Origin of the sequence: Nocardia ignorata NBRC 108230 (assembly GCF_001612905.1) — a bacterium.
In the GTDB taxonomy this organism is placed as follows: domain Bacteria; phylum Actinomycetota; class Actinomycetes; order Mycobacteriales; family Mycobacteriaceae; genus Nocardia; species Nocardia ignorata.
The window spans coordinates 1-22,393 of the sequence record NZ_BDBI01000001.1; the positions used below are offsets into that span (position 1 = coordinate 1).

Genomic DNA, 22,393 nt, shown 5'->3' on the forward strand with positions numbered 1-22,393 from the left:
CCCAACACCTTTGTGGTGCACAAAACACCAAGGCAGTTCCACACGGCTGGAACCCCGCCACACAGCGGCCACCCAGAAACGGCAAAGGCCGGTAGCTCTAGCGCTACCGGCCTCCACCGTCGTTCAGGGCATGCTCACTGCCCACCTAGGCATCAGTTCGTGCGAACCGCCAGGCCGGGGTTGTCCGACAGGACCACGCTCAGTGGCTGTGCGAAGAGCTGGGGGGTGTCGCCGGTGATGGCGCCGATGATGTTGGGGATTTCGCAGATCGGGTAGTCGGCGACCGACGAGGCGCTGGAGATGCCGAGGGCCATGCGGCCGGTGACGATGGCACCGCCGGAATCGCCGGGCAGCGCGCAGATGTTGGCGGAGAAGCTCTGGGTGAGCTGACGATCGCCGACCTGGACGGTCTGGTCGACACCGTTGACGATGCCGCAGCTGAACCCGGTCCGCGAACCCGACTTGCACACGGGGGCGCCGACGACCGGCACGCCGACGCCGTCGACGGCGATGGGCGCCGCGCCGGGGACGGTGACGAGGTTGTTCTCGAAGCGGGCGCGCGCGTTGTCGTTCACGCGGATGATCGAGTAGTCCTGCTCGCCGAGGATCGACTTCTGGAAGGTGCCGAGCTGGGCGCCTGCACGGTCACCGTTCATCTCGTACACGGCGGCGGCGGAACCGGTGCCCGCCGACTCCAGGTCGGGGTTGCAGTGGCCCGCGGAGATGTTCACGACGTTGCCGGCGCGGTCGGTGCCGTTGAAGCCGAACGAGCAGCGCAGCGAGCTGTTGCCCGCGATGGCGGCGTAGCCCTCGCCACCGGCGATCGGGCCGGTGCCGTTGCCGGCCACGGGAGTGGCTTCCAGGTCGATCTTCTCACCGGCCACCGGCGGCGCGGTGACGACGACGCGGGCCGGGTCGATGAAGCTGGGCAGGGGCAGCCCGGCCTGCTCGACGCGCACGGCGATCGCGTTGTTCACGGTGTCGATGACGACGCCGCGCACCAGGTTGGCGATCTCCGGCGGCGCGGCGGCCAGCCAGTTCTCGAACGCGGTCTTCTCACCGCGCAGCATGGATTCGCTCTTGGCGACGTTGCGGACCTCGAAACCGGCCGATTCGGCGGCGGCACGGGCCTCGTCGGCGCCGGGGCCCTGGGTCAGCGCGACGACGGCGTTGCCCTGGTCGTTGAGCCAGGAACCGGCGAACACCTGCGGGAACTGACGCTGCGCGGTGGTGGCGAACGCGGCGACCTGCTGGGCCTCGTCGGCACGGCGCAGGTATTCCTGCGGGGAGAGCTTCAGGTCACGGCTCACGGCCTCGATCAGCTGGGCAGGCAGATCGACCGCGGGTTCGGCGTCGGCGACTGCCATCGTGGGGCCGAACAGCAGAATCGCCGCCGAAGCGGCGATCACGGACTTGCGAGCTCGTCTCGAGCTTCGTGCGAGGGGGGCGCGACCCATACGTGGCAGGAGCATGATCGAACTATATGGGCTCGGACCGGTTATGCCTACTCGGACCGGGCAAGAGATTTCACTCACCCGGTCCGTTCGGTGATTCGTCCGGTACTAACCCGCGTTGGGGTTGGTACGCACCATGATTCCGCTGCCGAGACCGCCACCGGAATTGGCCTCGATATCGGCCAGGATGGGCCGGATCGGCACACCGAGGGTCGCGGTGCCGCCGAAGGGTGCGAGCTGGGTGTTGGCCTCGGTGCAGTTGGGTGCCTCGGCGGCATTGGAGCCGCTGGTGATGCCGAGCGCGAGAGTGCCCGACACGATCGCGCCGCCACTGTCACCACCGAGGGTGCAGGCGCTGGTGGCGAAACCACGGATCGTCTTGCTGACACCTTCCGCGGTGAACAGCTGAGTCTCCACGTGATCGGCCGAGACGAAACCGCAGGTGAAAGTGGACGATTGACCAGTTTTGCAGACCGGCGCACCGGTCACCGGATCGGCGGTGCCGGTGATGGCGAGGGTGGTGCCGTTGGCGCCACGCACCCGGGCCTGGTCCATGCCGGCGTTCACCGCACGCTCGTTGAGCTTGATGACCGAGTAGTCCAGCGCGCCCGGCCCGCCGAGAACGGACATGGCGAACTGACCGACCTCGGGACTGTTGGGGATGTCGCGCACGTTCGGCACGTACACCGCGGCGGGTGTGCCGTGGTCGACATTCGGATTGCAGTGGCCCGCAGAGATGTTCAGCGCGTTGCCCGCCGCGTCGGTGCTGTTGAAACCGAACGAGCACACATCGACACCGCGCAGGTCGGCGTCGTGCAGGTCCTTGGCGGCGGTGATGTAGGTGTCGCCGCCCATCGGCCGGTTCACCACCTCGCCACCGCCGCCCGGCGTGATGACCACCTTGATGGTGGCGATCAGGGTCGGCAGGTTCAGCAGGTGGCCGGTGCTGGAATTGGCGACGCTCATAACGATCTGGCTGTTGAGCACGTCGATGGCGATCGAGCTGATCGGCGCGGAGATCTCGCGCGGCAGCGTGGAGATCCACTGACTCAGTTGCAGCAGAGCGCCTTCCAGGCCGCTCGCCGAGATCGGGGCGAGATGGGTCTGGTAGCCGTCGGCGGCGGCCAGGCGGCCGGTCTCGGCATCGGTCACCGCGACAACGGCTTTGCCCTCGGGCGTGAGCCAGGCACCGGCGAAGGTGTCGGGGTTCTCGGCGCGGAAGTCGGCGGCGTAGGCGCGCAGTTCCTGGGCGCGCGCGGCACGGTCGAGGTATTCGTTCGGGGTCATGCCCAGGTCGCGCGAGATGGCTGTCACCAGTTCGGCGGGTAGGGCGTCAGCCGAAAGCTGCTGCGGCGCAGCGGGTTGCGCGCTGGCGACACCGGAGCCGAGCAGAGGGGCGAGTAGAACGGTCGCGGCGAACCCGGCGGAGGCTGCCTTGACCGCGGCGCGACGCGCCACCAACTTGCGCATGAAATCCCTTCGTCACCGAACGAGTGACCGAGACCACCGCCGGCGGCGGGTATGTCGGTCAGCGCATCACTCTAAGGCACGCCCGGCGATGGGGTGCGGTTACCCGCTACCAGCTTCGGTTTTGCGCCAGCCGGGGATCTCGAGCGGCGGCGGGAGCTCGCCGGGCTCGCGGGGCTGGAACGGGAACGGCCGAGTGGTCGTGGTGCGGCCGGGCGTCGTCGTCGGCGTGGTTGTCGTCGGTGACGGCGTGGTGGTGGTCGGAGCTTCGGTGGTGGTCGGCTCCTCGGTGGTCGTCGTCGGTTCCGGGGTGGTCGTGACGACCGGTTCCTCGGTGGTCGTCTCCGGCGGCGGCGGAGCGACTACGGGAGTGGGTGCCGGCTGCTGGGTCGTCTCCGAGTGCGCGTCCGAGATGGTCGGCGGCTCGGTCGGCTCGGTGCCGCGCAGCAGCACCGACACCGCGATGCCACCGAGCACCAGGCCGATCAGCGCCGCCCCGGCGATCAACAGCGGCGTCTTGTTCCGCGCCGGAGCGGGCGTGGGAGCCGGAGCGGGCGCAGGCACGGTTGCGGCCATCGCCTTGGTCGGATGCTGCACCGGAAGCGCCGCCGAATATGCCTGCGCGACCACCACGGGCGGCTCGACAGCGGGCATCACATCGGTCTTCACCAGGGAGTTCTCGGTGACGATCGGATCCGGCGGCGTCGCACCGGCCGGGGTCGCCAGCACCGCGACCAGCGCGGCCTCGGCGGCCGAGGACGCGAACGCCTTCCCCGGATCGGCACCCTCGGCGGGCTGGGGCAGTTCGTCCTCGCCGAGCAGCGCCACCGATTTCAGACCCAGATAGTCCAGCGCCTCACGGACGCCGCGCACCACCTCCGGCGACCACTGCGCCGGATGCGTCGCGTAGAACTCGGCCGGGCCGCTCAGATGCTCGGTGGTGAGATCGATGAGGCAGAACATGGCCGTGGCCAGCAGGTCTTCGGCCCGATAGGCCTCGCCGCCGTCGACATCGACACCGGCCGGATCGCCGATCGCCCGGACGAAACCGGAGATCGCGTGCGCCTTCCCGGACAGCGGTGCGTCGCCGAGGGCAGCGTCGCCGTCGTCGGACATGTGCAGCACCGACGACCGCTCGACGAAATGCTTCGCCCCGTCGTCGGTGACCACCGCGGCGACACACTCGTCGTCGGCGATACGCAAGCCGACTCCAGTGGCCATCCGGTTACCTCGCTTCGACGTCCGTGGTGTTGGGCGGCGAGTCCGGCGGTCACACCAGAAGTGAGCCGTGTCCCATCGCGCGCAGCATCGACAATAATTCCGATCGTGAACGTGCGCCTATCCGGCGTCGGATACGCGCCACGTGATGCTCCACGGTCTTGGCGGAAATGTACAGCCGTGCGCCGATCTCCCGGTAGGTGAGACCGAGTAGCACCAGCTCGGCGACCTCGCGTTCACGATCGCTGAGCGCGCGCCGCTCGATCGCGGGCTGGGGAGCCGCCGAGGTTTCGTCGCCGGTCTTGGGTGCCTCGAGGCGGGCGGGGATGCGCACCGAACGGGCCAGCTTCAGCAGGGCGCTCGCGGCGGCGGGGTCGTCGATCACGCGTGCGGTGTCGCCGGCGAGGCGGGCGCCGTCGAAGGTGTGGCCCTGGTGGGCCAAGGCGAGGACCGCGCTGTGCACGGCGGGCAGGTCGACCTGGCCGCGCAGCACGAGCAACCAGGTGCGGCCCGCGTCGGCCAGGACGGCGGCGTGCGGGTCGCCGTCGGCGGCGGCGTTCTTCAGCGCGTGCGCGTGCGGCAGCAACTGCTGGGGCGAGGACTTGGCGATCGCCGCCTGCACCCCGTACCAGTGGAAGGCGTTGGTCCAGGCGGGTGCGCGGCCGAGGCGGCGCAACAGTGCGGTGGCTGCCTCGACGAGCGGCTGGATGCGGCCCTCGTCGCGCAATTGGATTCCGGCCAAACACAATTCGCCGATCGGTAGCAGGCTCAGCAGGTCGACGTCGACCTCGTCGAACAGCGGGAAGGCGGCGGTCCACGCGGCATGCAGTGCCTGCGCGTCACCGCTGCGGCGGGCCAGGCCGACGGCCAGGGCGTGCGCGAGCAGGCGGTCGCGCGGGGCAAGGGACGCGATGTCGATGCCGGTCATGGTCTCGGCGGCCTTGCATTCGTCTCCGATGCGCAACGCGGTCCAGGCCGCGAGCACGCCGAGTTGTTTGCCTTCGCCGTCGGCGGCGCGGATCGCGTCGTCGGCGCGGCGTGGTTCGCCCGCGCTCAGGCTGAGCAGGGCGCCGACGGTCACCGCGCTGCACGGGGTGGTGCCGGTTCCGTTGGTCCGCGCGGCCTGGACCAGTGCCGAGATGGCGGCCGCGGTGGCCGCGCCGTGCGGGTCGAGGGAGGTGAGCAGGGCGTTCGCGATCAGCCGGGCGCCGGCACCCGTCTGGGTGGGCGGCCAGTGTTCGGCGTCGGCCGCGGCCTTCGCGGCGGCGGCGCTGTCACCGGCCAGGGCGTGCACGGTCGCCGCGACCGCCCAGTCGGCACCGACTCGGTTCGGGCCGAGCCAGCGGTAGAGTGCGGCGGCCCGGCTGACCAGACCACGCCGGGTGAGCACGCTCGCGCAGACGCGGACGGCGGCCGCGAGTTCGGCGGTGTCGACATCGGCGCCGTCGAGCAGGGGTTCGGCCAGGCGGAGAGCGGTGTCGTCGTCGCCTGCCTTCGCGGCGGCCTCGGCCCAGGCGAGGGTGACGCGACGCGGATCGGTGCCTGCCGCGACGGCTGCCGCGTAGTAGCGGGCGGCATCGGGACGCTGCTGTCGGGCTGCCGCGCAGAGGAATTCGGCGAGGCGCTGGTCGCGCACACCGGACTCGGCCAGCAGCAGGCCGGTGTGGTCGCGCAGCAGGCCCGCCTCGAGCCGGGTGTCGAGGAGCCTGCGCTGCACGGCGACGAAGCGGCGATCACCGAGCAGCAGCCGCAGTTGCGGCACGGCCGCGCTCAGCAACAGGTCGGCATCGGTGACCAGTGCGCTCGCCCGCGCCCGGGCCAGCAGGTCATGGGCGACAGGCAATTCCACCCCGAGCACCTCGGCGAGCTCACCGGCGTCGAGACCGGTTCCCGTCGCCGCGACGACGAGGGTGTCGAGCAGTGGTGGATCGAAACCCGCCAATTGTGCACGGGCCCAAGCGGACAGGGCCGCGTCGACGGCAGGCAGGCCCGCGTCGAGCTTGGCCTGACCCGCCGCCCGCAGTGCCGCGACGACACCGCCGTGGATGCCCGCGGTCCTGGTGTGGATGTGGTTGACCAGCGGACGCGGCACCGACACCCCGAGTTCGCGGGCGAAGGAACCGATCTCACCGCAACCGAGTGCGCGGATCTCGATCAGGCGGCCCTGCCTGCCGACCGCGTCGCACAGGGCGCGCAGTTCGGGATGCTGGGGGCGAGGCTGAGTGGCGCAGACCAGGGAGCGGGCACCCGATTCCACCTCGGTGCGCAGGGCTGCGAGCTGGGCGGGGGTCATGTCGTGCAGGTCGTCGGCGATCACGACGGCGCCGTTGTCGGTGGGCTCGGGGGCCCGGCCGATCACGGCAACGCCCCGGCCGCGCAGCCGACGGCGTACAGCGTCGAGCAATACCGACTTGCCGGTGCCGGAGCGACCCGTCAGCAACAGCACCACCGGCTGGTCGTCGGCAGCGTCTACCGCTCGCAGAATCTCACGGGCATGGGGGACTGTGTCGAGCGCGATGGGGCTCAATTGCCGCCTCCGAGTAGTTCACCGGGGAGTTTCGTGACGCCGCCGACGGTGCCTTCGACCACCTCGCCCGCGCCGTCGAGCACCTGGCCGGGGACCGCGCCGACATTCGGCACGTTCGGAGCCTGGGGGACCGGCGGGGTGTATGGCGCCGGTTGCTGTGGGGCGGGCTGTTGGGGAGCGGGCTGCTGGGGGGCCGGTTGCTGCGGCGCAGGCTGTTGCGGTGCGGGTTGCTGCGGAGCAGGGGCTCCGCCGCCGGACTGGACCTGCTGCTGCGTTGCCGGGGACTGGGCAGTGCCGCCCGGCTGTGGTGTCCCGGCGGAGTTCACCGGTGCGGCCGGGGTGACGGTGCCGGGGATCGGCTGACCCGTCGAGTCGAGCAGGGGAGCGCCCGGGACCGGCTGACCGTTCGCGTCGACGGTCGGCGTGCCGACCACCGGCTTGCCGTCCGCGTCGAACGTGGCGATCGGCGCCACCGCCTGTCCGGGGCCGCTGTTCTTCGGCGCGTTCTCGGTGGGGTTCACCGTGGACACGTCCGGCTTGCTCGGCGTCGCGAACTGGGGAGACATGGCCAGCGTTCCCGCGGTGAGCGCGCCGAAGACGGCGACTGCCGCGCCGACGACCGCCAGGCGTTTGCCGGTGACGACCTTCTTCGCCGGGGCTTCGTCGTCGACGACGGGCAGGGCTTTCGCGAGTGCGACCGGGGCGATGTCCGTCGGCGCGGCCGGCTCGCCGACATCCTCGAGAGGAAGGACGAGCGGAGTGGATTCCGCCGCCCGCAGATCGGCGGCCAGCTCGGCCGCGCCCGCCGCGCTCGCGGTGGCCGGGTCGGCACACGCGACGACGGGCAGCGCGAACTCCGCGGACACCAGTTCCGCGACCAGCGGCATCTGCGCGCCGCCGCCGGTCAGCAGGACGGCGGTGATGTCGCCGAGCCGGACGCCCGCGCGCTCGACGGCCTCGCGCACCAGGGCCAGGGAATCCTGCACCGAGCCGCGCAGCAGGTCCTCGAGTTCGTGGCGGACGAGGCGAACGGTCGCGGCCTCGCCGAGGGCGCCGACCTCAACCACGGTCGCGGTGTCGAGTGACAGTTCTTCTCTGGCGAGGCGTGCGCGTTCGCGCAGGGCCGCGAGTTCGGTTTCCACGGCCGGATCGAACGGGTCGAATTCCCGGTCACCCAGCGCGTGCGACAGCACGTAGCGCATTGTCAGCAAATCGAATTCCGAGCCGGCGATCTCCGTGTCGTGCAGCGGGGTGGCCAACAAACCCGACTGCTCCCCGGTGCGGACCACCGAGACGGTCAGGCCGCTCGCGCCGAGGTCGTACACAACCACCGCACCCTCGTCGAACAGTCCGCGCTCGACCTCGTAGCGGCGGACCACCGCGACCGGTTCCGGGACGAGGACGACCGCGTGGGCGCCCGCGTTGTCGAGAGACGAACGCACCGCCTGCACTTGGTCATCCGTCCACCAACCGGGGTGGCACGACACCACCGTCGGCTCGCCCTCGACGTGGTCGCGAACCTCATCGATCAGCTGAGTGGTCGCCGCGGCCACCAAATCGGCCGCGACATGCGACGAACCGTCCTCGGCGAGCATGCGCACCGGATCGCCGACCCGGGCCAGGAAGCCCTCGATCACCACCGCCGGACCGGCTGTGGCTACTTCGATTGCACTGGGTCGCCGCACGACCGCGACCGGTGCACCGCCGTCGATCGCCGTCGCTACGGCAACTGAACGGGATGCGCCGACGGTGACGCCGAGCGCGAGACGGTCTGTCATGGGGAACCTCTGCAGATACGGGAGCGACGGAAATCATCGAGAGAGCTATCCCGACTGTCGATTGCTGACGGTCTGCTGTTACCGGTGCGCGCACCCATAACGGGGCCGATCCCCTAACGGCCCTCGATCCCCTAGCGGGCACCCCGTGCGATGAACAGGGGTTCGCCCTGTTACGAGGGGGGGTCATAGCTTCGAACATCTTGCCGAGCGCACGTGAGCACCGGGGCGCCGTTGCAGGGCATCGTCGGGTGCGGTGGTTACGGCGGCCTCGGCAACGGCGCGCTGGCAGGCGCTCTCGGGGAGGCCGGCGCGGGCGGTCTGCTCAGCGGCAACGACGTCACCGATTTCGCCGACTTCACCGACATCTCCACCAACGGCATCGGTGCCGCGATCGACGAGATCTCGGTCCTCAACGACGTGGTCGACGGCGGCGTGGCCGGTGTGGCCGGGGGTGTCCTGAACTGCGAGGGCGGTCTGCCCGACGGCGGCCTCCCGGGCGATGTGCCCACCGAGGTAGACGGCACAGGCGAACAGTTCGACACCCTCACCGGCGCGGCGACGGGCGGCCTGTCCGGCACCACCGAGGCGGCGACAGGCCGACGATGGTGGCCTCCTCTGAGGATCGTCATGACGACTCCGGCGAAGACGTCGGCCGCACCGTCGGCAGCCACCCCGCCGCTGACGGCGCCGGTCCCGCGCGCCGAACTGGTGCTCACCGCGCCGGGCGCGAGCGACATCCGCGTGGAGGTGCCGTTCGACGAGATCGGTTCCCTCGACGCCCGCTACGCCGACGGCATGCTCGAGCTCACCTCGGCGCCCGGCAGGCAGCGTTCGTATTCGGCGCCGTCACCCGGTGTGCGGCCGGTGCCCGCCGAGGACGGACGCCGGTGAACGCCGTGTTCGCTCCGGCGCGCGAGGGTGTGTTTAAGTGAAGGAATGATGCTCGCCGCGTGGGTCGAAGCGGAGGCCGCGCGCCGATGAGACACTATCGGCCCGAATCCCCGCTTCCCGGCGGCGCACCCACCGCACCCACGACCGGCGAGGCGCACCGGCTCGTCGAGGCCGCCGCGCGGGAACTGCGCGACCCCGCCGCCCGGCGGTTGATCGACGAATGCGCCGAGCGGTTGCGTCAGCCGTTGCGGGTCGCGCTGGCCGGTTCGATCAAGGCGGGCAAGTCGACGCTGCTCAACGCCCTGGTCGGGCAGAGCATCGCCCCCACCGACGCCACCGAATGCACCCGCGTGGTCACCTGGTACCGCAGCGGAACCACCCCAACGGTGACGGCGTTCGCGGCCGACGGCGCGTCGGCGAACGTGGCGGTCCGCCGAGGGGCCGGGGCGCACGGTCTCACCTTCGAGCTGTCGGGTCTGCGCTGGCAGCCGGCCGGTACGTACGCCGTCGACCACCTGGAAGTGCGCTGGCCGACGGCCGAGTTGTCACGCACCACCATCATCGACACGCCGGGCACGTCGTCGCTGTCGCACGACGTGTCCGAGCGAACCATGCGCCTGCTCACCCCCGCCGATGTCGAACCCGACGCCCTGCGCATCCCCGGCGCCGACGCCGTGGTCTACCTGCTGCGCCGCCTCGACGCCACCGACGTCCATTTCCTCGAGCAGATCGGCTCCGGCGGTCCGGCCGGTCCGCTCGGTGTGGTCGGTGTGGTGTCGCGGGCCGACGAGATCAGTGCGGGCCACATCAATGCCCTCAATTCGGCGCGCGATGTGGCCGCCAGATTCGCCACCGAGCTGGAACGCACCGGGTTGTGCCAGGCGGTGATCCCCGTGGCGGGACTGCTCGCTTTCGCCGCCGCCACCCTCACCCAGCCCGAGTTCGCCGCGTTCGCCGCCCTGGCCGGGTTGCCTGCCGACACCCTCGAACTGGCCCTGCTCTCGGCCGACCGGTTCTCGCGCCCCGATATCGACCTCCCGGTATCGCCGCTGGTCCGCGCCCAATTGCTGGACCGGTTCGGCATGTTCGGTGTGCGGATGGCGACCGAACTCGTGCGCACCGGCGTGCGCGACGCGGCGTCGCTGTCGGCCGAGCTCAGTGCCCGCAGCGGCATCGATGAACTGCGCCGGGTCCTCGACGTGCAGTTCGGTCAGCGCGCGGAGCAGCTCAAAGCCCATTCCGCGCTCACCACCCTCGACCGGGTGATCACCGCCCACCCCGGCACCCCCGCCGACGAACTGCTGCCGCGCGTGCGCACCCTGCTCGCCGACGTGCACGGTTTCGCCGAGTTGCGACTGCTCGGCCGGTTGCGCGCCGACGAGTTGCCACTGCCACCCGACGACCTCGCCGAACTGTTCCGACTGGTCGGCGGCGCCGGCGTCGCCCCGCACGTGCGCCTGGGACTACCCGCCGACACCGACCCCGCGACTGTGCGCTCCCATGCTCTCGACGCTGCGCGCAGGTGGCGGACCAGGTCCCGGCATCCGCTCATCGACAAGGCGACAGTCGAGGCGTGCCTGACCGCCGTGCGCAGTGTCGAGGGAGCACTCTCCCAGCTACCGCGCTGATTGCGTCTCCCAATTATTTCGCCGATCGATTGGCCTTGTCGCTGCTCGATACGGCATGATTTCGCCGTGAACACGACGATCGGCGATCCAGTCCGGATCCTGACGGACGCGCAATGGGCGCTGCTCGAATTGCTCCTGCCCAGCTCGGCGGGCCGTGCGGGCCGTGACTTCGCCAACAATCGTCCCGTGATCGAGGGGATGCTGTTCTGGCTGCGTACGGGCGTCGCGTGGCGTGATCTGCCCGCCGAATTCGGTCCGTGGCAGACGGTCTGGAAACGGCAGCGCCGCTACCAGGCCGACGGCACATGGGATCATCTGCTCATTGCCTTGGCCGCCATGGCCGACGACGGGGGCAACCTCGCCTGGGTGCGGCGCGATATTTAAGAGACGCTGATCTTTCGGCTCCGAAAGGGTCACACTCTTCATCGGTAACGATTTCGCTGTGGAATCGGACTAGCTTTCCGAACACTCGCATGGCCAAGCGTGAAAAGCACCCACCGACAGACGAGTACGGATCCGGCGCAAGTCCCGATCTGGAGGAGCTGACCCGAATGAACCCCACCGCGATCCTCGAGTTCATCCTGAACCTGCTGCGCGATCCCCAAGCCGCAGCAAACTATTGCGCCAACCCCGTCCATGTCCTCTGCGAAGCGGACATCCCCGCCACCCCCGCCGAGATCGCGGCCGCCGCCCCCACCATCGCCGCCACCCTCTCCACCGACTGCACCTCCACCCTCACCGCCCTCAACACCGCCGCCGCCTCGGTGACCACCGTCGCCACCTCGTCGGTAGCCGCCACCACCGCCGCAGCCGTCACCACGGCCGCCGACATCGAGACCGGCCTGGAAACGACCGTCGACCTCGGCACCTCCGTGGGCACCGGCCTGACCGCTGTCGCTGATGTTTCCGCCGGTTTGGGCGCGTCTGTGGGTGCCGGGCTGGGTGCTGTCGCTGATGTCTCCGCTGGTTTGGGTGCGTCTGTGGGTGCCGGCCTGGATGCAGCCGCTGATGTGTCTGCTGGTTTGGGTGCGTCTTTGGGTGCTGCCGCTGAGGTTTCCGCCGGTCTCGGTGCGTCTGTGGGTGCCGGCCTGGGTGCTGCCGCTGATGTGTCCGCCGGTCTCGGTGCGACTCTGGGTACCGGCCTGAGTGCCGCCACTGACGCAACCACAGGTATCGGCGCGACTCTGAACCCCACCCTCGATGCGGCAACCGACGTAGCAGCGGGCCTCACAACAGGTCTGGGCGTCGGCGTGAACACGGGCCTCACAGCTGCCACCGACATCGCCGCCGGCCTGGGCGGCACCATCAGCAGCACAACTGCTGATCTGGGTGCGACCACTGACATCACCCTCGACGCGGTGACCACCGCAACTACCGGCCTCGGAACCACCCTCGAAGCCGCAACCGACGTAACCACCGACCTCACGGCCGGTCTCGGTGCAGGCGCGGATGCCGCCGTCGACCTGGGCGCGGACGTCACCGCAGGTCTCGGGACGACCACAGGTCTCCTCGCCGACGCATCGGCAAACATCCACTCTGCCGTCACCACGACCACCGACACCACCGCAGACCTCGGCCTCGAGCTGGCCACCGCCACGAATAGCGCGGTAGGCGAGAGCCTTTCGTTCGGACACGAGTCGGTGATCGGTGCCGCCACCGGTCTCGATTCCGCCCTCGAGTCGGTGGCCACCGCTGGTGCCGACCTCTCCGCAACGGCGGGAACCGACCTTGGAATCGGTGCCACCGTCACAGGTGCACTCGACGCCACCACGGGTGTCGCCGCCGGCCTCGGCACGACTGTGAGCGGCCTGACGACAGCAACAACCGAGACCGACCTCGCCGTCTCCGCAGCACTCGGCGCCACCAACGCTGCCGCCGTCCAGTCGGCAATGTCCGCCAGCACCGCCGCGACTACCGGCCTCGAAACCGGCCTCATGACCGCAGGCTCGATCGGCACGAACGCTGCCGCCGACCTCACCGCCGGTGCTACGGCGGGCGTGGAATCCGCGGTTGGCGTCGATCTGACCTCTGGTCTTTCCGCCGTGGGTGCGCTGGGCGTGGAAACCTCGGCCGACCTCGCCGCGAACGCCGCTGCCGGCGTGGAGGCCGCTGCGGGCTTCGGCGCGACTTCGGGTCTCGCCGCCGGGGGTGTGCTGGATACTGTTGCCGATCTTGCCGCCAACTCCACGGCGGGCCTGAACTCCGCCGCCCTGTCCGGGGCGGGTTCGTTGGGCTCGGGTTTCGATGCCACTGCTTCCGGGTTGACCGAAGGCGTTGCGGGGCTGGGCACTTCCGTTGGTGGTGCGTTCGAGACGGGTCTCGAAACAGGGCTTTCGGGGACGGGTGGGGTCGGGATGCAGGTCGGTGCGGCCGCGAATGCCGGTGCTGCTGCGGCGACTTCGCTGACCGGTGCGGTCGCCTCGACCACGCAGATCGGCCTCACCGGCGCGGGCGCCGATCTCTCCGCCGGCCTCACGGGCGCCGCCGCGACAGCGGACCTCGGCACTCAAATCGCGGCAGGCCTGTCCACCGGTGCAGCCGCAACTCTCGGCGCTCCCTTCACCGCCGCCCCGGCCACCGGCCTCGAAACCGCCCTCAGTACAGCCTTCAACACCGATCTTCCCGCAGCCTCGACCGTCGACACCGCGGCCGAACTCGTGTCCACCTCGGCCTTCGATACCGCCCTGGTCGGCGCTGCGAACACCACCACCGCACTCCAGTCCACCCTCACCGGCGCAGTAGCGAACTCGACCGGCATCGCCACTGGCCTCGGCGGCATTGCCACCGCCGGGGCCCACGCTTCCGCGGACGCCGCCGCCAACGCAGCCGCGTCTGCCGAAGCCGCAGCCGGTTTCGCTACGAACGCGACAGCCGGCCTCGGCGCGAACGCGGCAGCCGACTTCGCCGCGAACGCGGCAGCAGGCGCAGCCGGTGCGACTGGCACCGCCGCCGCACTGGACGCGGCAGCCACCGGTGCCGGAGCCACGGCGACAGGCGCGTTCGACGCGACCGCCGACGTAACAACCGCCACCGCAACAGGGCTCGAACTCGGCCTCGGCACAACCCCCGACTGGTCCACCGAAACCGGCGTAGCCGCAGGCCTCGGTTCAACCATCCACTCCGAGCCGCAACTCGATTCCACCTTCACGACATCCACCGGCTTGGAATCCACTCTCGGGGCGACCAGCGGCTTCGAAACCGTGGCATCAACCGCCTTCACCTCGGAGACCTCCATGAACCTCACCGGCGAAGCCACCACCGAACCCACCTCGACCATCGATTTCACCTCGGCCGCCGATACCTGGTCGACGGTCGACGTGGACAGCGCCTTCGGCCCGGCTCTCGACGATTCCCCGCTCTCCGGCGGAACGGGCCTGCTCGACACCTCGTTCACCGCCCCGGAGACTCCGTTCGACACCCCTGAAGCCCTGTAGTTCAGGCCGATGGATTCGTTGCTGTCGGTTCTCGACAACACCGTCGCGGCGGCTCGTGCCGCGGGTCGTGACGACCTGGTCGCCCGCCTGGAAACGGCGGCGGTCCGGGTGCGCGACCCGCGGCGGCGGATCGTCGTCGCGGGCCAGCTCGATCAGGGTAAGAGCCGTTTCATCAACGCGCTGCTCAATGTCGAGATCTGTCCCGTGGGCGACGACGTCACCACCCGTTTCCCGATGCAGCTCGCGTACGCGCCGCAGCCGCGAGCTGAATTGGTGCTTGCTACAACCTCTTCCGAGGAGGAGCGGGTCGAGTTCCCGATCGAGCATCTCGCGTCGATCGACGAGCGGTCCGCGCAGGGCAAACAGATTCTTCGCATCGAGGTCCACCTCCCCGCCGACCTGCTCGCCGACGGCATAGTCCTCATCGACACCCCCGGCATCGGCGCCCGAACCACGGCGGGCACCGTCGGTGTCCTCGAGATGCTCCCCGCGGCCGACGCCGTCCTTGTGATCTCCGATGCCTCCACCGAACTCACCGCCCCGGAGCTCACCTTCCTGCGGCAAGCATCCGAATTGTGCTCGGCCACAGCGGTTCTGATGTCGAAAACCGATCTCTACCCGCACTGGCGCCAGGTCTTCGAAGCCGACCGGGAACACCTGCGCAGGGCGAACCTCGACGTCCCCCTGCTCCCGATCTCGGCTCTACTCCGCTCCCACGCCCTGCGCCTGCAAGACGCGCAGCTGGGCGCCGAGTCCGGTTACGGGCAGCTCTACCAATTCCTGCGCGAGCAGGTGGTCGCCCGCGACGAAGCCGCGACCCGCGCCGCCATCGCTCGTGAGATGTCCTCGGCCGCAGAGCATCTGGCACTGGCTCTGGGCAGCGAACTCGTCGCCCTACGCGATCCGCAACAAGCCGCGGCCGCGGTCGGCGAGCTGCAATCGGCCAAAGCCCGTGCACAGCAACTGCATCGCCGCACCGCCGCCTGGCAGCAAACCCTCGCCGACGGCATTACCGACCTGGCCGGTGACGTCGACCACGACCTGCGCGAACGCCTGCGCGAGATCGCCCGCACCGGCGAGGAGTGGATCGACGACCACGACCCCGGCCGCCACTGGGGAGCCATCACCGAATGGCTCATGGGCACAGTCGATTCAGCCCTGGGCGACAACTTGCTCTGGGCGCACACCAGAGCGGAAGCATTGGCCGACCAGGTGGCCGAACACTTCCTCGAGCTGGGCGCGGTAGACCTCCCCGCCGCCCTCGACCCCTCCGGCGCCACCCACCGCACCGGCACTCTGGGCGACCTCGAACCCGATATCGGCGTCCTGTCGAAGGTCCTGGTCGGCATGCGCGGTTCCTACGGCGGTGTCCTGATGGTCGGTCTCGCAACGACTTTCGCGGGCCTGGCCCTGCTGAACCCGATCTCCCTCGGCGCGGGCGTGCTCGTGGGCGGCAAGGCGTACCGTGACGATAAGCAGGCCCGCCTCACCCGCCGCCGCACCGAGGCCAAGAACGCCGTCCGCCGCTTCCTCGACGACGTGGCCTTCCAGGCGGGCAAGGACTCCCGGGACCGCATCCACCGAATCCACCGCGCCCTACGCGACCACTACGCGGGCATCGCCGAACGCAGCCTCCGCTCCATCGACGAATCCCTCACCGCCGCCCAGGAAGCAGCCTCTGTCCAGGCCAAACACCGCGCCGAACGGACAGCCACCCTCGAACACCAGCTCACCGCCGTAGCCGCTCTGCGCAACCACGCCACCACCCTCACGGCCCCCACCCGCATCCCGCTGCCGAAGTAGCCGCCGCGCTAGGTGGACGGCCCGTCCATCGTCGCGCGCAGTCGCGCGATCAGGGTCTCGAACTGCTCGAGCTGGTCGGCCGGGTATTCGGCCAGGATCGCGTCCTGCTCGGCATTGACCGTGTGGAAGAACTCGTCGGCGAGGCGGCGGGCCTGCGAGCTGCACCGCAATGTCACCACTCGCCGGTCGGTGTGTTCGCGGCTGCGGGTGACGTATCCCGCCTGCTCCAGCCGGTTGATCAGGGTAGTCATCGCCCCCGAGGTGAGCGTGATCCGCTTGCTTAGCAGCGCGGGGGACAGCGGTGTGCCTGCCGCCTCGGCGGCGGCGATCTCCATCAGGGCCGAAACCGAGACCCCACCGCTGCGGTTGTGGCTGGGGCTGATCGCGGTCTCGCTCGGCGTCGCGTTGATCGTGGTCGACCTGACGATCGTGAACGTGATCGTCGCGCCGATCGTCGACGACCTGGCGATCACTTCGATTCAGGCGCAATGGATCCAGGAGTCCTACGCGATCGTCTTCGCGGCGCTGCTGCTGCTCACCGGCAGGCTCAGCGATCTCTACGGCGCACGCAGACTGTTCCTGATCGGCCTCGTCGTCTTCGGCGTGACGAGCCTGCTCGCCGCCCTCGCCCCGAGCGGCGGCCTCCTGATCCTTGCCCGATTCCTGCAGGGCATCGGCGGAGCGATGATCCTGCCGACCTCCCTGGCGCTGGTGAACTCCGCGTTCACCGGCAAGGCGCGCGGACAGGCCTTCGCGATCTGGGGCTCCACGATCGGCGCGGCCGCGGCGGTCGGTCCACTGCTCGGTGGCTGGCTGGCCGACTACTCCTGGCGCTGGGCCTTCGGCATCAACATCCCGATGGTCGCCCTGATCATGGTCGCAGTGCTGTGCTATCTCCCCGTGTCGCCGAGGTCCACCGGCGAGGTGGATCGGCGAGGCGCCGCGCAGTCGGCACTGGGCCTCGGTCTCCTCGCCTTCGCCCTGATCGAGAGCCGTCACTACGGATGGCTGGTTGTCACCGAACCCTTGACTATCGGTGGATTCGCCTGGCGCAGTGGACCTTCTCCGGTCCTCGTCGCACTTGCCGGTGCGATCCTCGCGCTCGGCATGTTCTGGCGCAGGCAAGCCAGGATCGCCGATGGTCACCCCCTGCTCGATGTGCGGCTGTTCACCGTCGACTCCTTTCGCAAGGGCAATGTGGTGACCCTGCTCGTCGGCCTCGGCGAATTCGGCATCATCGCGGTCCTGCCGCTGTGGATGCAGTTCGCCCTCGACTACACCGCCCTGCAGGCGGGCCTGGCGCTGGTCCCACTCGCGATCGGCAGTTTCGCCGCCAGCGGCGCGAGCTTCGCGATGACGGTTTCGGCGCTCGGCCAGGTCAGGATCGGCCTGTTGCTGGAAGCCGCCGGTCTCGCGTTGCTCGGCCTGTTCGCCGTCGCCGACGCCAGTTGGTGGTCGATCGCCGTGGCCCTGTTCGTCTACGGAATCGGTGTCGGCTTCGCCACGGCCCAGGTCACCAATGTCGTGCTCGCCGACGTCCCCGCCGAAAGGGCAGGCCAAGGCTCAGGAATCCAGAGTGCCGCACGCGAACTCGGCTCGGCCCTTGGTATCGCCGTCCTCACCACTGTCTTTTTCAGCACCCTCGGCTCCGGCCTCCGTGACCGCCTGGCCGACGCGAACATGCCCGAAGCCGAGGCCGACCAGCTGACATCGACAGTCACCGGCAGTGCCGGATCGGTGATCCCAGTCCTCCCCGCAGATGCAGCCGAAGCGGCCCGGGCGGCCATGGCGGCGGGTATCGAGGTGTCGAGCTATCTGTGCGCGGGCCTACTGGTGCTTGCCTTGGCGGCTACCGCCTTCGTCGAACCCGCGCGCAAGGCATGAACGATCTGTCACGATCGCGCATCGGCCGCCGTGGTTGAGTGCGGTCGTGGCAAGAATGGCCAAGGGTGACGGGAAGAATTTTCGGGTGGCGGGAATGAATCGCCGCAGGTGCTCGTTGTGCAGATCAACGATGTTGAGCGCATGTCACTCAAGTTCGGGTTGACGCCCGGCGGGGCCGACAGGCAGGATTGAGCGCATCACGCTCAGCGTTGCTGGGAGTTGTCGTCAATTATCAGGAGGAACCCACTATGGCTCGTGCGGTCGGAATCGACCTCGGGACCACGAACTCTGTCGTCTCCGTGCTGGAAGGCGGCGAGCCGGTCGTCGTCGCGAACTCGGAAGGCTCGCGCACCACTCCGTCGATCGTCGCGTTCGCGAAGAACGGTGAGGTTCTCGTCGGTCAGCCTGCCAAGAACCAGGCCGTCACCAACGTCGACCGCACCATCCGCTCGGTCAAGCGCCACATCGGCACCGACTGGACCGTGGAGATCGACGGCAAGAAGTACACCCCGCAGGAAATCTCCGCGCGCACGCTGATGAAGCTGAAGCGCGACGCCGAGGCCTACCTCGGTGAGGAGATCACCGACGCGGTCATCACCGTCCCGGCCTACTTCGAGGACGCCCAGCGTCAGGCCACCAAGGAAGCCGGTCAGATCGCCGGTCTGAACGTGCTGCGCATCGTCAACGAGCCCACCGCGGCCGCGCTGGCGTACGGCCTGGACAAGGGCGACAAAGAGCAGACCATCCTGGTCTTCGACCTCGGTGGCGGCACCTTCGACGTGTCGCTGCTGGAGATCGGCGAGGGCGTCGTCGAGGTCCGCGCCACCTCCGGTGACAACCACCTGGGTGGCGACGACTGGGACGAGCGCATCGTCAACTGGCTCGTCGACAAGTTCAAGGCCAGCTCGGGCATCGACCTGACCAAGGACAAGATGGCCATGCAGCGTCTGCGTGAGGCCGCCGAGAAGGCGAAGATCGAGCTGTCCTCCAGCCAGAGCACCTCGATCAACCTGCCCTACATCACCGTCGACGCGGACAAGAACCCGCTGTTCCTCGACGAGCAGCTCACCCGCGCCGAGTTCCAGAAGATCACCTCCGATCTGCTGGATCGCACCCGCGCGCCGTTCCAGTCCGTCATCAAGGACGCCGGCATCAACGTGGCCGACATCGACCACGTCGTGCTCGTCGGTGGCTCCACCCGTATGCCCGCCGTCTCCGACCTGGTCAAGGAACTGACCGGTGGCCGCGAGCCGAACAAGGGCGTGAACCCGGACGAGGTCGTCGCCGTGGGCGCCGCCCTGCAGGCCGGTGTGCTCAAGGGTGAGGTCAAGGACGTCCTGCTGCTCGACGTCACCCCGCTGTCGCTGGGTATCGAGACCAAGGGTGGCGTGATGACCAAGCTCATCGAGCGCAACACCACCATCCCGACCAAGCGCTCGGAGACCTTCACCACGGCCGACGACAACCAGCCGTCGGTGCAGATCCAGGTGTTCCAGGGTGAGCGCGAGATCGCCTCGCACAACAAGCTGCTCGGCTCCTTCGAGCTGACCGGCCTGCCCCCGGCCCCGCGCGGCGTGCCGCAGATCGAGGTCACCTTCGACATCGACGCCAACGGCATCGTCCACGTCACCGCGAAGGACAAGGGCACCGGCAAGGAGAACAAGATCAAGATCCAGGACGGCTCCGGCCTGTCCAAGGAAGAGATCGACCGGATGGTCAAGGACGCCGAGGCGCACGCCGCCGAGGACAAGGCCCGCCGCGAGGAGGCCGAGACCCGCAACCAGGCCGAGTCGCTGGTGCACCAGACCGAGAAGTTCATCAAGGACAACGAGGACAAGGTCCCGGCCGACACCAAGTCGAAGGTCGAAGAGGCCATCGCCGACGCCAAGAAGGCGCTCGAGGGCACCGATATCGCCGCCGTGAAGTCGGCGGTGGAGAAGCTGGCCGCCGAGTCGCAGGCTCTCGGCCAGGCGCTCTACGAGGCCAGCGCCGCCGAAGGCCAGTCCGGTGACGGTGCGGGCCCCAACACCGCGGCCGACGACCAGGTCGTCGACGCCGAGGTTGTCGACGAGCCGGTTGATACGGAGAAGAAGTGACCGAGGCCAACTCCGAACAGGAATTGATCGAGGAGACCGCCGCCGAAGCCCCCGAGGCGGACGCGGCACCGGATCAGGACTCCGCCCCCGAGGCGGAGTCCGCCCCGGAACCCGAGGTCGAGGCAGCCCCGGAGAGCGACGAGCTCGCCGAGCGCACCGCCGACCTGCAGCGGTTGACCGCGGAGTACGCGAACTACCGCCGCCGGGTGGAGCGCGATCGCCAGGCCAATATCGACGCGGCCAAGGCGAGCGTGGTCACCGAATTGCTCGGTGTGCTCGACGATCTGGACCGCGCCAGGGCGCACGGCGACCTGGATTCCGGCCCGTTGAAGTCGGTGGCCGACAAGCTCGAGACCGCGCTCACCAAGCAGGGCCTGGTCGAATTCGGTGCTGTCGGTGACCCGTTCGACCCGACGCTGCACGAGGCCGTGCAGCACGAGGGTTCGGGTTCGGAGCCGGTGATCGGCGTGGTCATGCGCAAGGGCTATCGGTTCGGCGATCGGGTGCTTCGGCACGCGATGGTCGGGGTAACCGATCCCGAGACCGTGGGGGCATCGGATTCGGATGCCGACGCCGATAACGAATAGCGTGAGAGGAGGAGATGCCCGGTGAGTCAACGGGAGTGGATCGAGAAGGACTTCTACAAGGAGCTGGGTGTCTCCTCCGGCGCGTCGCAGGACGAGATCAAGAAGGCCTACCGCAAGCTCGCGCGTGACCTGCACCCGGACTCCAACCCGGGTGATACGAAGGCCGAGGAGCGGTTCAAGGCCGTCAGCGAAGCGAACGCGGTGCTGTCTGATCCGGCCAAGCGCAAGGAGTACGACGAGACGCGGCGCCTGTTCGCCGGTGGTGGCGGTCGCGGCTACGGCGGCGGCTTCACTCCCGGTGGGGGCGGCGGGTTCTCGCAGGAGTTCAACCTGGGCGACATCTTCGGCCAGCCGGGTGGTCCCGGTGCGGGCGACGGTGGCCTCGGTGACATCCTCGGTGGCCTGTTCAACCGGGGCGGGCGTGCGTCGAGCCGTCCGCGCCGTGGCGCCGATGTGGAAACCGAGACCACGCTGGGCTTCCGTGAGGCGGCCCAGGGTGTCACCGTTCCGCTGCGGATGACGAGCCCCTCACCGTGCACCACGTGTCACGGCAGCGGCGCCAAGCCGGGTACCAGCCCGCGTGTGTGCCCGCATTGCAACGGCGCGGGTGTGGTGAGCCGCAATCAGGGTGCGTTCGGTTTCAGCGAACCGTGCGACGACTGCCGCGGTACCGGCTCCATCATCGACGATCCGTGCACCGATTGCGCGGGCACCGGCATCCAGAACCGCACCCGCACCATCACCGTCCGCATCCCACCGGGGGTCAGCGACGGGCAGAAGATCCGGCTCGCCGGTCAGGGTGAGGCGGGCCTGCGTGGCGCGCCGTCGGGTGACCTGTATGTCACGGTGCACGTGAGTCAGGACAAGGTCTTCGGCCGTCAGGGCGACGACCTCACCCTTGTGCTGCCGGTGAGCTATGCCGAATTGGTGCTCGGGACAACCGTTTCGGTGCCCACGCTGGAGGGCCGGGTCGGTGTGAAGGTGCCCCCGGGTACCGCCGATGGGCGTATCCTGCGGGTACGCGGCCGGGGTGTGCCCAAGCGCGGTCCGGCCGGTGGTGCAGGTGACCTGCTGGTGACGGTGAAGGTCGCGGTTCCGCAGGCTCTCGATGCCGAGGCGACCGAGGCCTTGAAGCGGTACCAGGAGGCGGAGAAGTCGAGCGGTTTCGATCCGCGTGCAGGATGGGCAGGTGCTTGATGTCCGATGATCCGAAGTCTGCGGGATCCTCGCGCGCCGAGTTCTTCATGATCTCGGTGGCGGCTCAGCTGGCGGGGATGCACGCGCAGACGTTGCGTACCTACGACCGGCTGGGTTTGGTCACCCCTCAACGTACTTCGGGTGGCGGACGCCGTTACTCGGCTCGCGATGTGGAGCTGTTGCGCGAAGTGCAGCGGCTGTCGCAGGACGAGGGCGTCAACCTGGCGGGCATCAAACGCATTATCGAGCTCACCAATCAGGTGGAGGCTCTGCAGCAGCGGGTGGATGAGATGAGCGCGGAGCTGGAGCGGTTGCGGGCTGGTTACCGGCCCGATTTGTCTCCGCCGCAACGCAGTACCGCGCTCGTGGTGTGGCAGCCACGTCATCGCCGCTGAGGCACTCGTTTCACCGAGCCCCCGGTTCGCTTGT

Annotated in this window: 16 protein-coding genes; 10 read left to right on the forward strand and 6 right to left on the reverse strand. The window is 69.3% G+C overall.

The genetic code is table 11. The annotated features are described in order from the left end of the window. Positions 1-152: 152 nt before the first annotated feature. From NI2_RS00005 to NI2_RS00025, 5 genes are all read right to left on the reverse strand, one after another. Complete coding sequence (locus NI2_RS00005) at positions 153-1,409, reverse strand: S1 family peptidase (protein WP_243749775.1); 1,257 nt, start codon at positions 1,407-1,409, stop codon at positions 153-155. A gap of 153 nt (positions 1,410-1,562) precedes the next feature. After that, positions 1,563-2,924, reverse strand: coding sequence for a S1 family peptidase (locus tag NI2_RS00010; protein ID WP_067484239.1), 1,362 nt, complete (start codon positions 2,922-2,924; stop codon positions 1,563-1,565). A 99-nt stretch (positions 2,925-3,023) separates the two neighbouring features. Next, positions 3,024-4,142 carry a hypothetical protein gene (locus NI2_RS00015; protein ID WP_067484241.1) on the reverse strand — a complete coding sequence of 373 codons (1,119 nt, stop codon included), beginning with the start codon at positions 4,140-4,142 and terminating at the stop codon, positions 3,024-3,026. Positions 4,143-4,191: 49 nt separating this feature from the next. Beyond that, positions 4,192-6,666: a LuxR C-terminal-related transcriptional regulator gene (locus tag NI2_RS00020; RefSeq protein ID WP_067484244.1), complete on the reverse strand. Its 2,475-nt coding sequence runs from the start codon at positions 6,664-6,666 to the stop codon at positions 4,192-4,194. Then, complete coding sequence (locus NI2_RS00025) at positions 6,663-8,444, reverse strand: Hsp70 family protein (protein WP_067484247.1); 1,782 nt, start codon at positions 8,442-8,444, stop codon at positions 6,663-6,665. The genes NI2_RS00020 and NI2_RS00025 overlap by 4 nt, the downstream gene beginning before the upstream one ends. Positions 8,445-8,657: 213 nt before the next feature. Between NI2_RS00025 and NI2_RS00030 the strand changes: the two genes are divergently transcribed. The 5 genes from NI2_RS00030 (at position 8,658) to NI2_RS00050 (ending at position 16,200) form a co-directional block, all read left to right on the forward strand. Beyond that, the gene (locus NI2_RS00030; protein WP_067484250.1) at positions 8,658-9,335 is read left to right on the forward strand and encodes a hypothetical protein; all 678 of its coding nucleotides are present in this window, start codon (positions 8,658-8,660) and stop codon (positions 9,333-9,335) included. 86 nt (positions 9,336-9,421) lie between these two features. After that, entirely contained in the window at positions 9,422-10,963 is a 1,542-nt protein-coding gene (locus NI2_RS00035; RefSeq protein WP_084475756.1) for a dynamin family protein, read from the forward strand. 66 nt (positions 10,964-11,029) lie between these two features. Continuing rightward, complete coding sequence (locus NI2_RS00040) at positions 11,030-11,347, forward strand: transposase (protein WP_166655738.1); 318 nt, start codon at positions 11,030-11,032, stop codon at positions 11,345-11,347. A gap of 167 nt (positions 11,348-11,514) precedes the next feature. Beyond that, positions 11,515-14,397, forward strand: a complete 2,883-nt coding sequence (locus NI2_RS35505) for an IniB N-terminal domain-containing protein (RefSeq protein WP_157104640.1) — start codon at positions 11,515-11,517, stop codon at positions 14,395-14,397. A gap of 9 nt (positions 14,398-14,406) precedes the next feature. Beyond that, positions 14,407-16,200 carry a dynamin family protein gene (locus NI2_RS00050; protein WP_067484256.1) on the forward strand — a complete coding sequence of 598 codons (1,794 nt, stop codon included), beginning with the start codon at positions 14,407-14,409 and terminating at the stop codon, positions 16,198-16,200. Positions 16,201-16,208: 8 nt separating this feature from the next. Here NI2_RS00050 and NI2_RS00055 read toward each other — a convergent pair whose 3' ends face one another. Further along, entirely contained in the window at positions 16,209-16,535 is a 327-nt protein-coding gene (locus tag NI2_RS00055; RefSeq protein ID WP_084475758.1) for a MarR family winged helix-turn-helix transcriptional regulator, read from the reverse strand. Between NI2_RS00055 and NI2_RS00060 the strand changes: the two genes are divergently transcribed. The 5 genes from NI2_RS00060 to NI2_RS00080 all read left to right on the forward strand — a co-directional run bounded on the left by NI2_RS00060 (position 16,468) and on the right by NI2_RS00080 (position 22,359). Continuing rightward, positions 16,468-18,084 carry a DHA2 family efflux MFS transporter permease subunit gene (locus NI2_RS00060; protein WP_243749774.1) on the forward strand — a complete coding sequence of 539 codons (1,617 nt, stop codon included), beginning with the start codon at positions 16,468-16,470 and terminating at the stop codon, positions 18,082-18,084. The genes NI2_RS00055 and NI2_RS00060 overlap by 68 nt on opposite strands. A 248-nt stretch (positions 18,085-18,332) precedes the next feature. Beyond that, positions 18,333-20,180 (forward strand): molecular chaperone DnaK, encoded by a 1,848-nt coding sequence (gene dnaK / locus NI2_RS00065; RefSeq protein WP_067484262.1) that lies wholly within the window; start codon positions 18,333-18,335, stop codon positions 20,178-20,180. Next, positions 20,177-20,767, forward strand: coding sequence for a nucleotide exchange factor GrpE (gene grpE, locus NI2_RS00070; protein ID WP_067484265.1), 591 nt, complete (start codon positions 20,177-20,179; stop codon positions 20,765-20,767). Before dnaK ends, grpE begins: the two co-directional genes overlap by 4 nt. A 21-nt stretch (positions 20,768-20,788) precedes the next feature. Further along, entirely contained in the window at positions 20,789-21,964 is a 1,176-nt protein-coding gene (gene dnaJ / locus NI2_RS00075; RefSeq protein WP_067484268.1) for a molecular chaperone DnaJ, read from the forward strand. After that, positions 21,964-22,359, forward strand: coding sequence for a heat shock protein transcriptional repressor HspR (locus NI2_RS00080; protein ID WP_067484271.1), 396 nt, complete (start codon positions 21,964-21,966; stop codon positions 22,357-22,359). The genes dnaJ and NI2_RS00080 overlap by 1 nt, the downstream gene beginning before the upstream one ends. Positions 22,360-22,393: the final 34 nt, after the last annotated feature.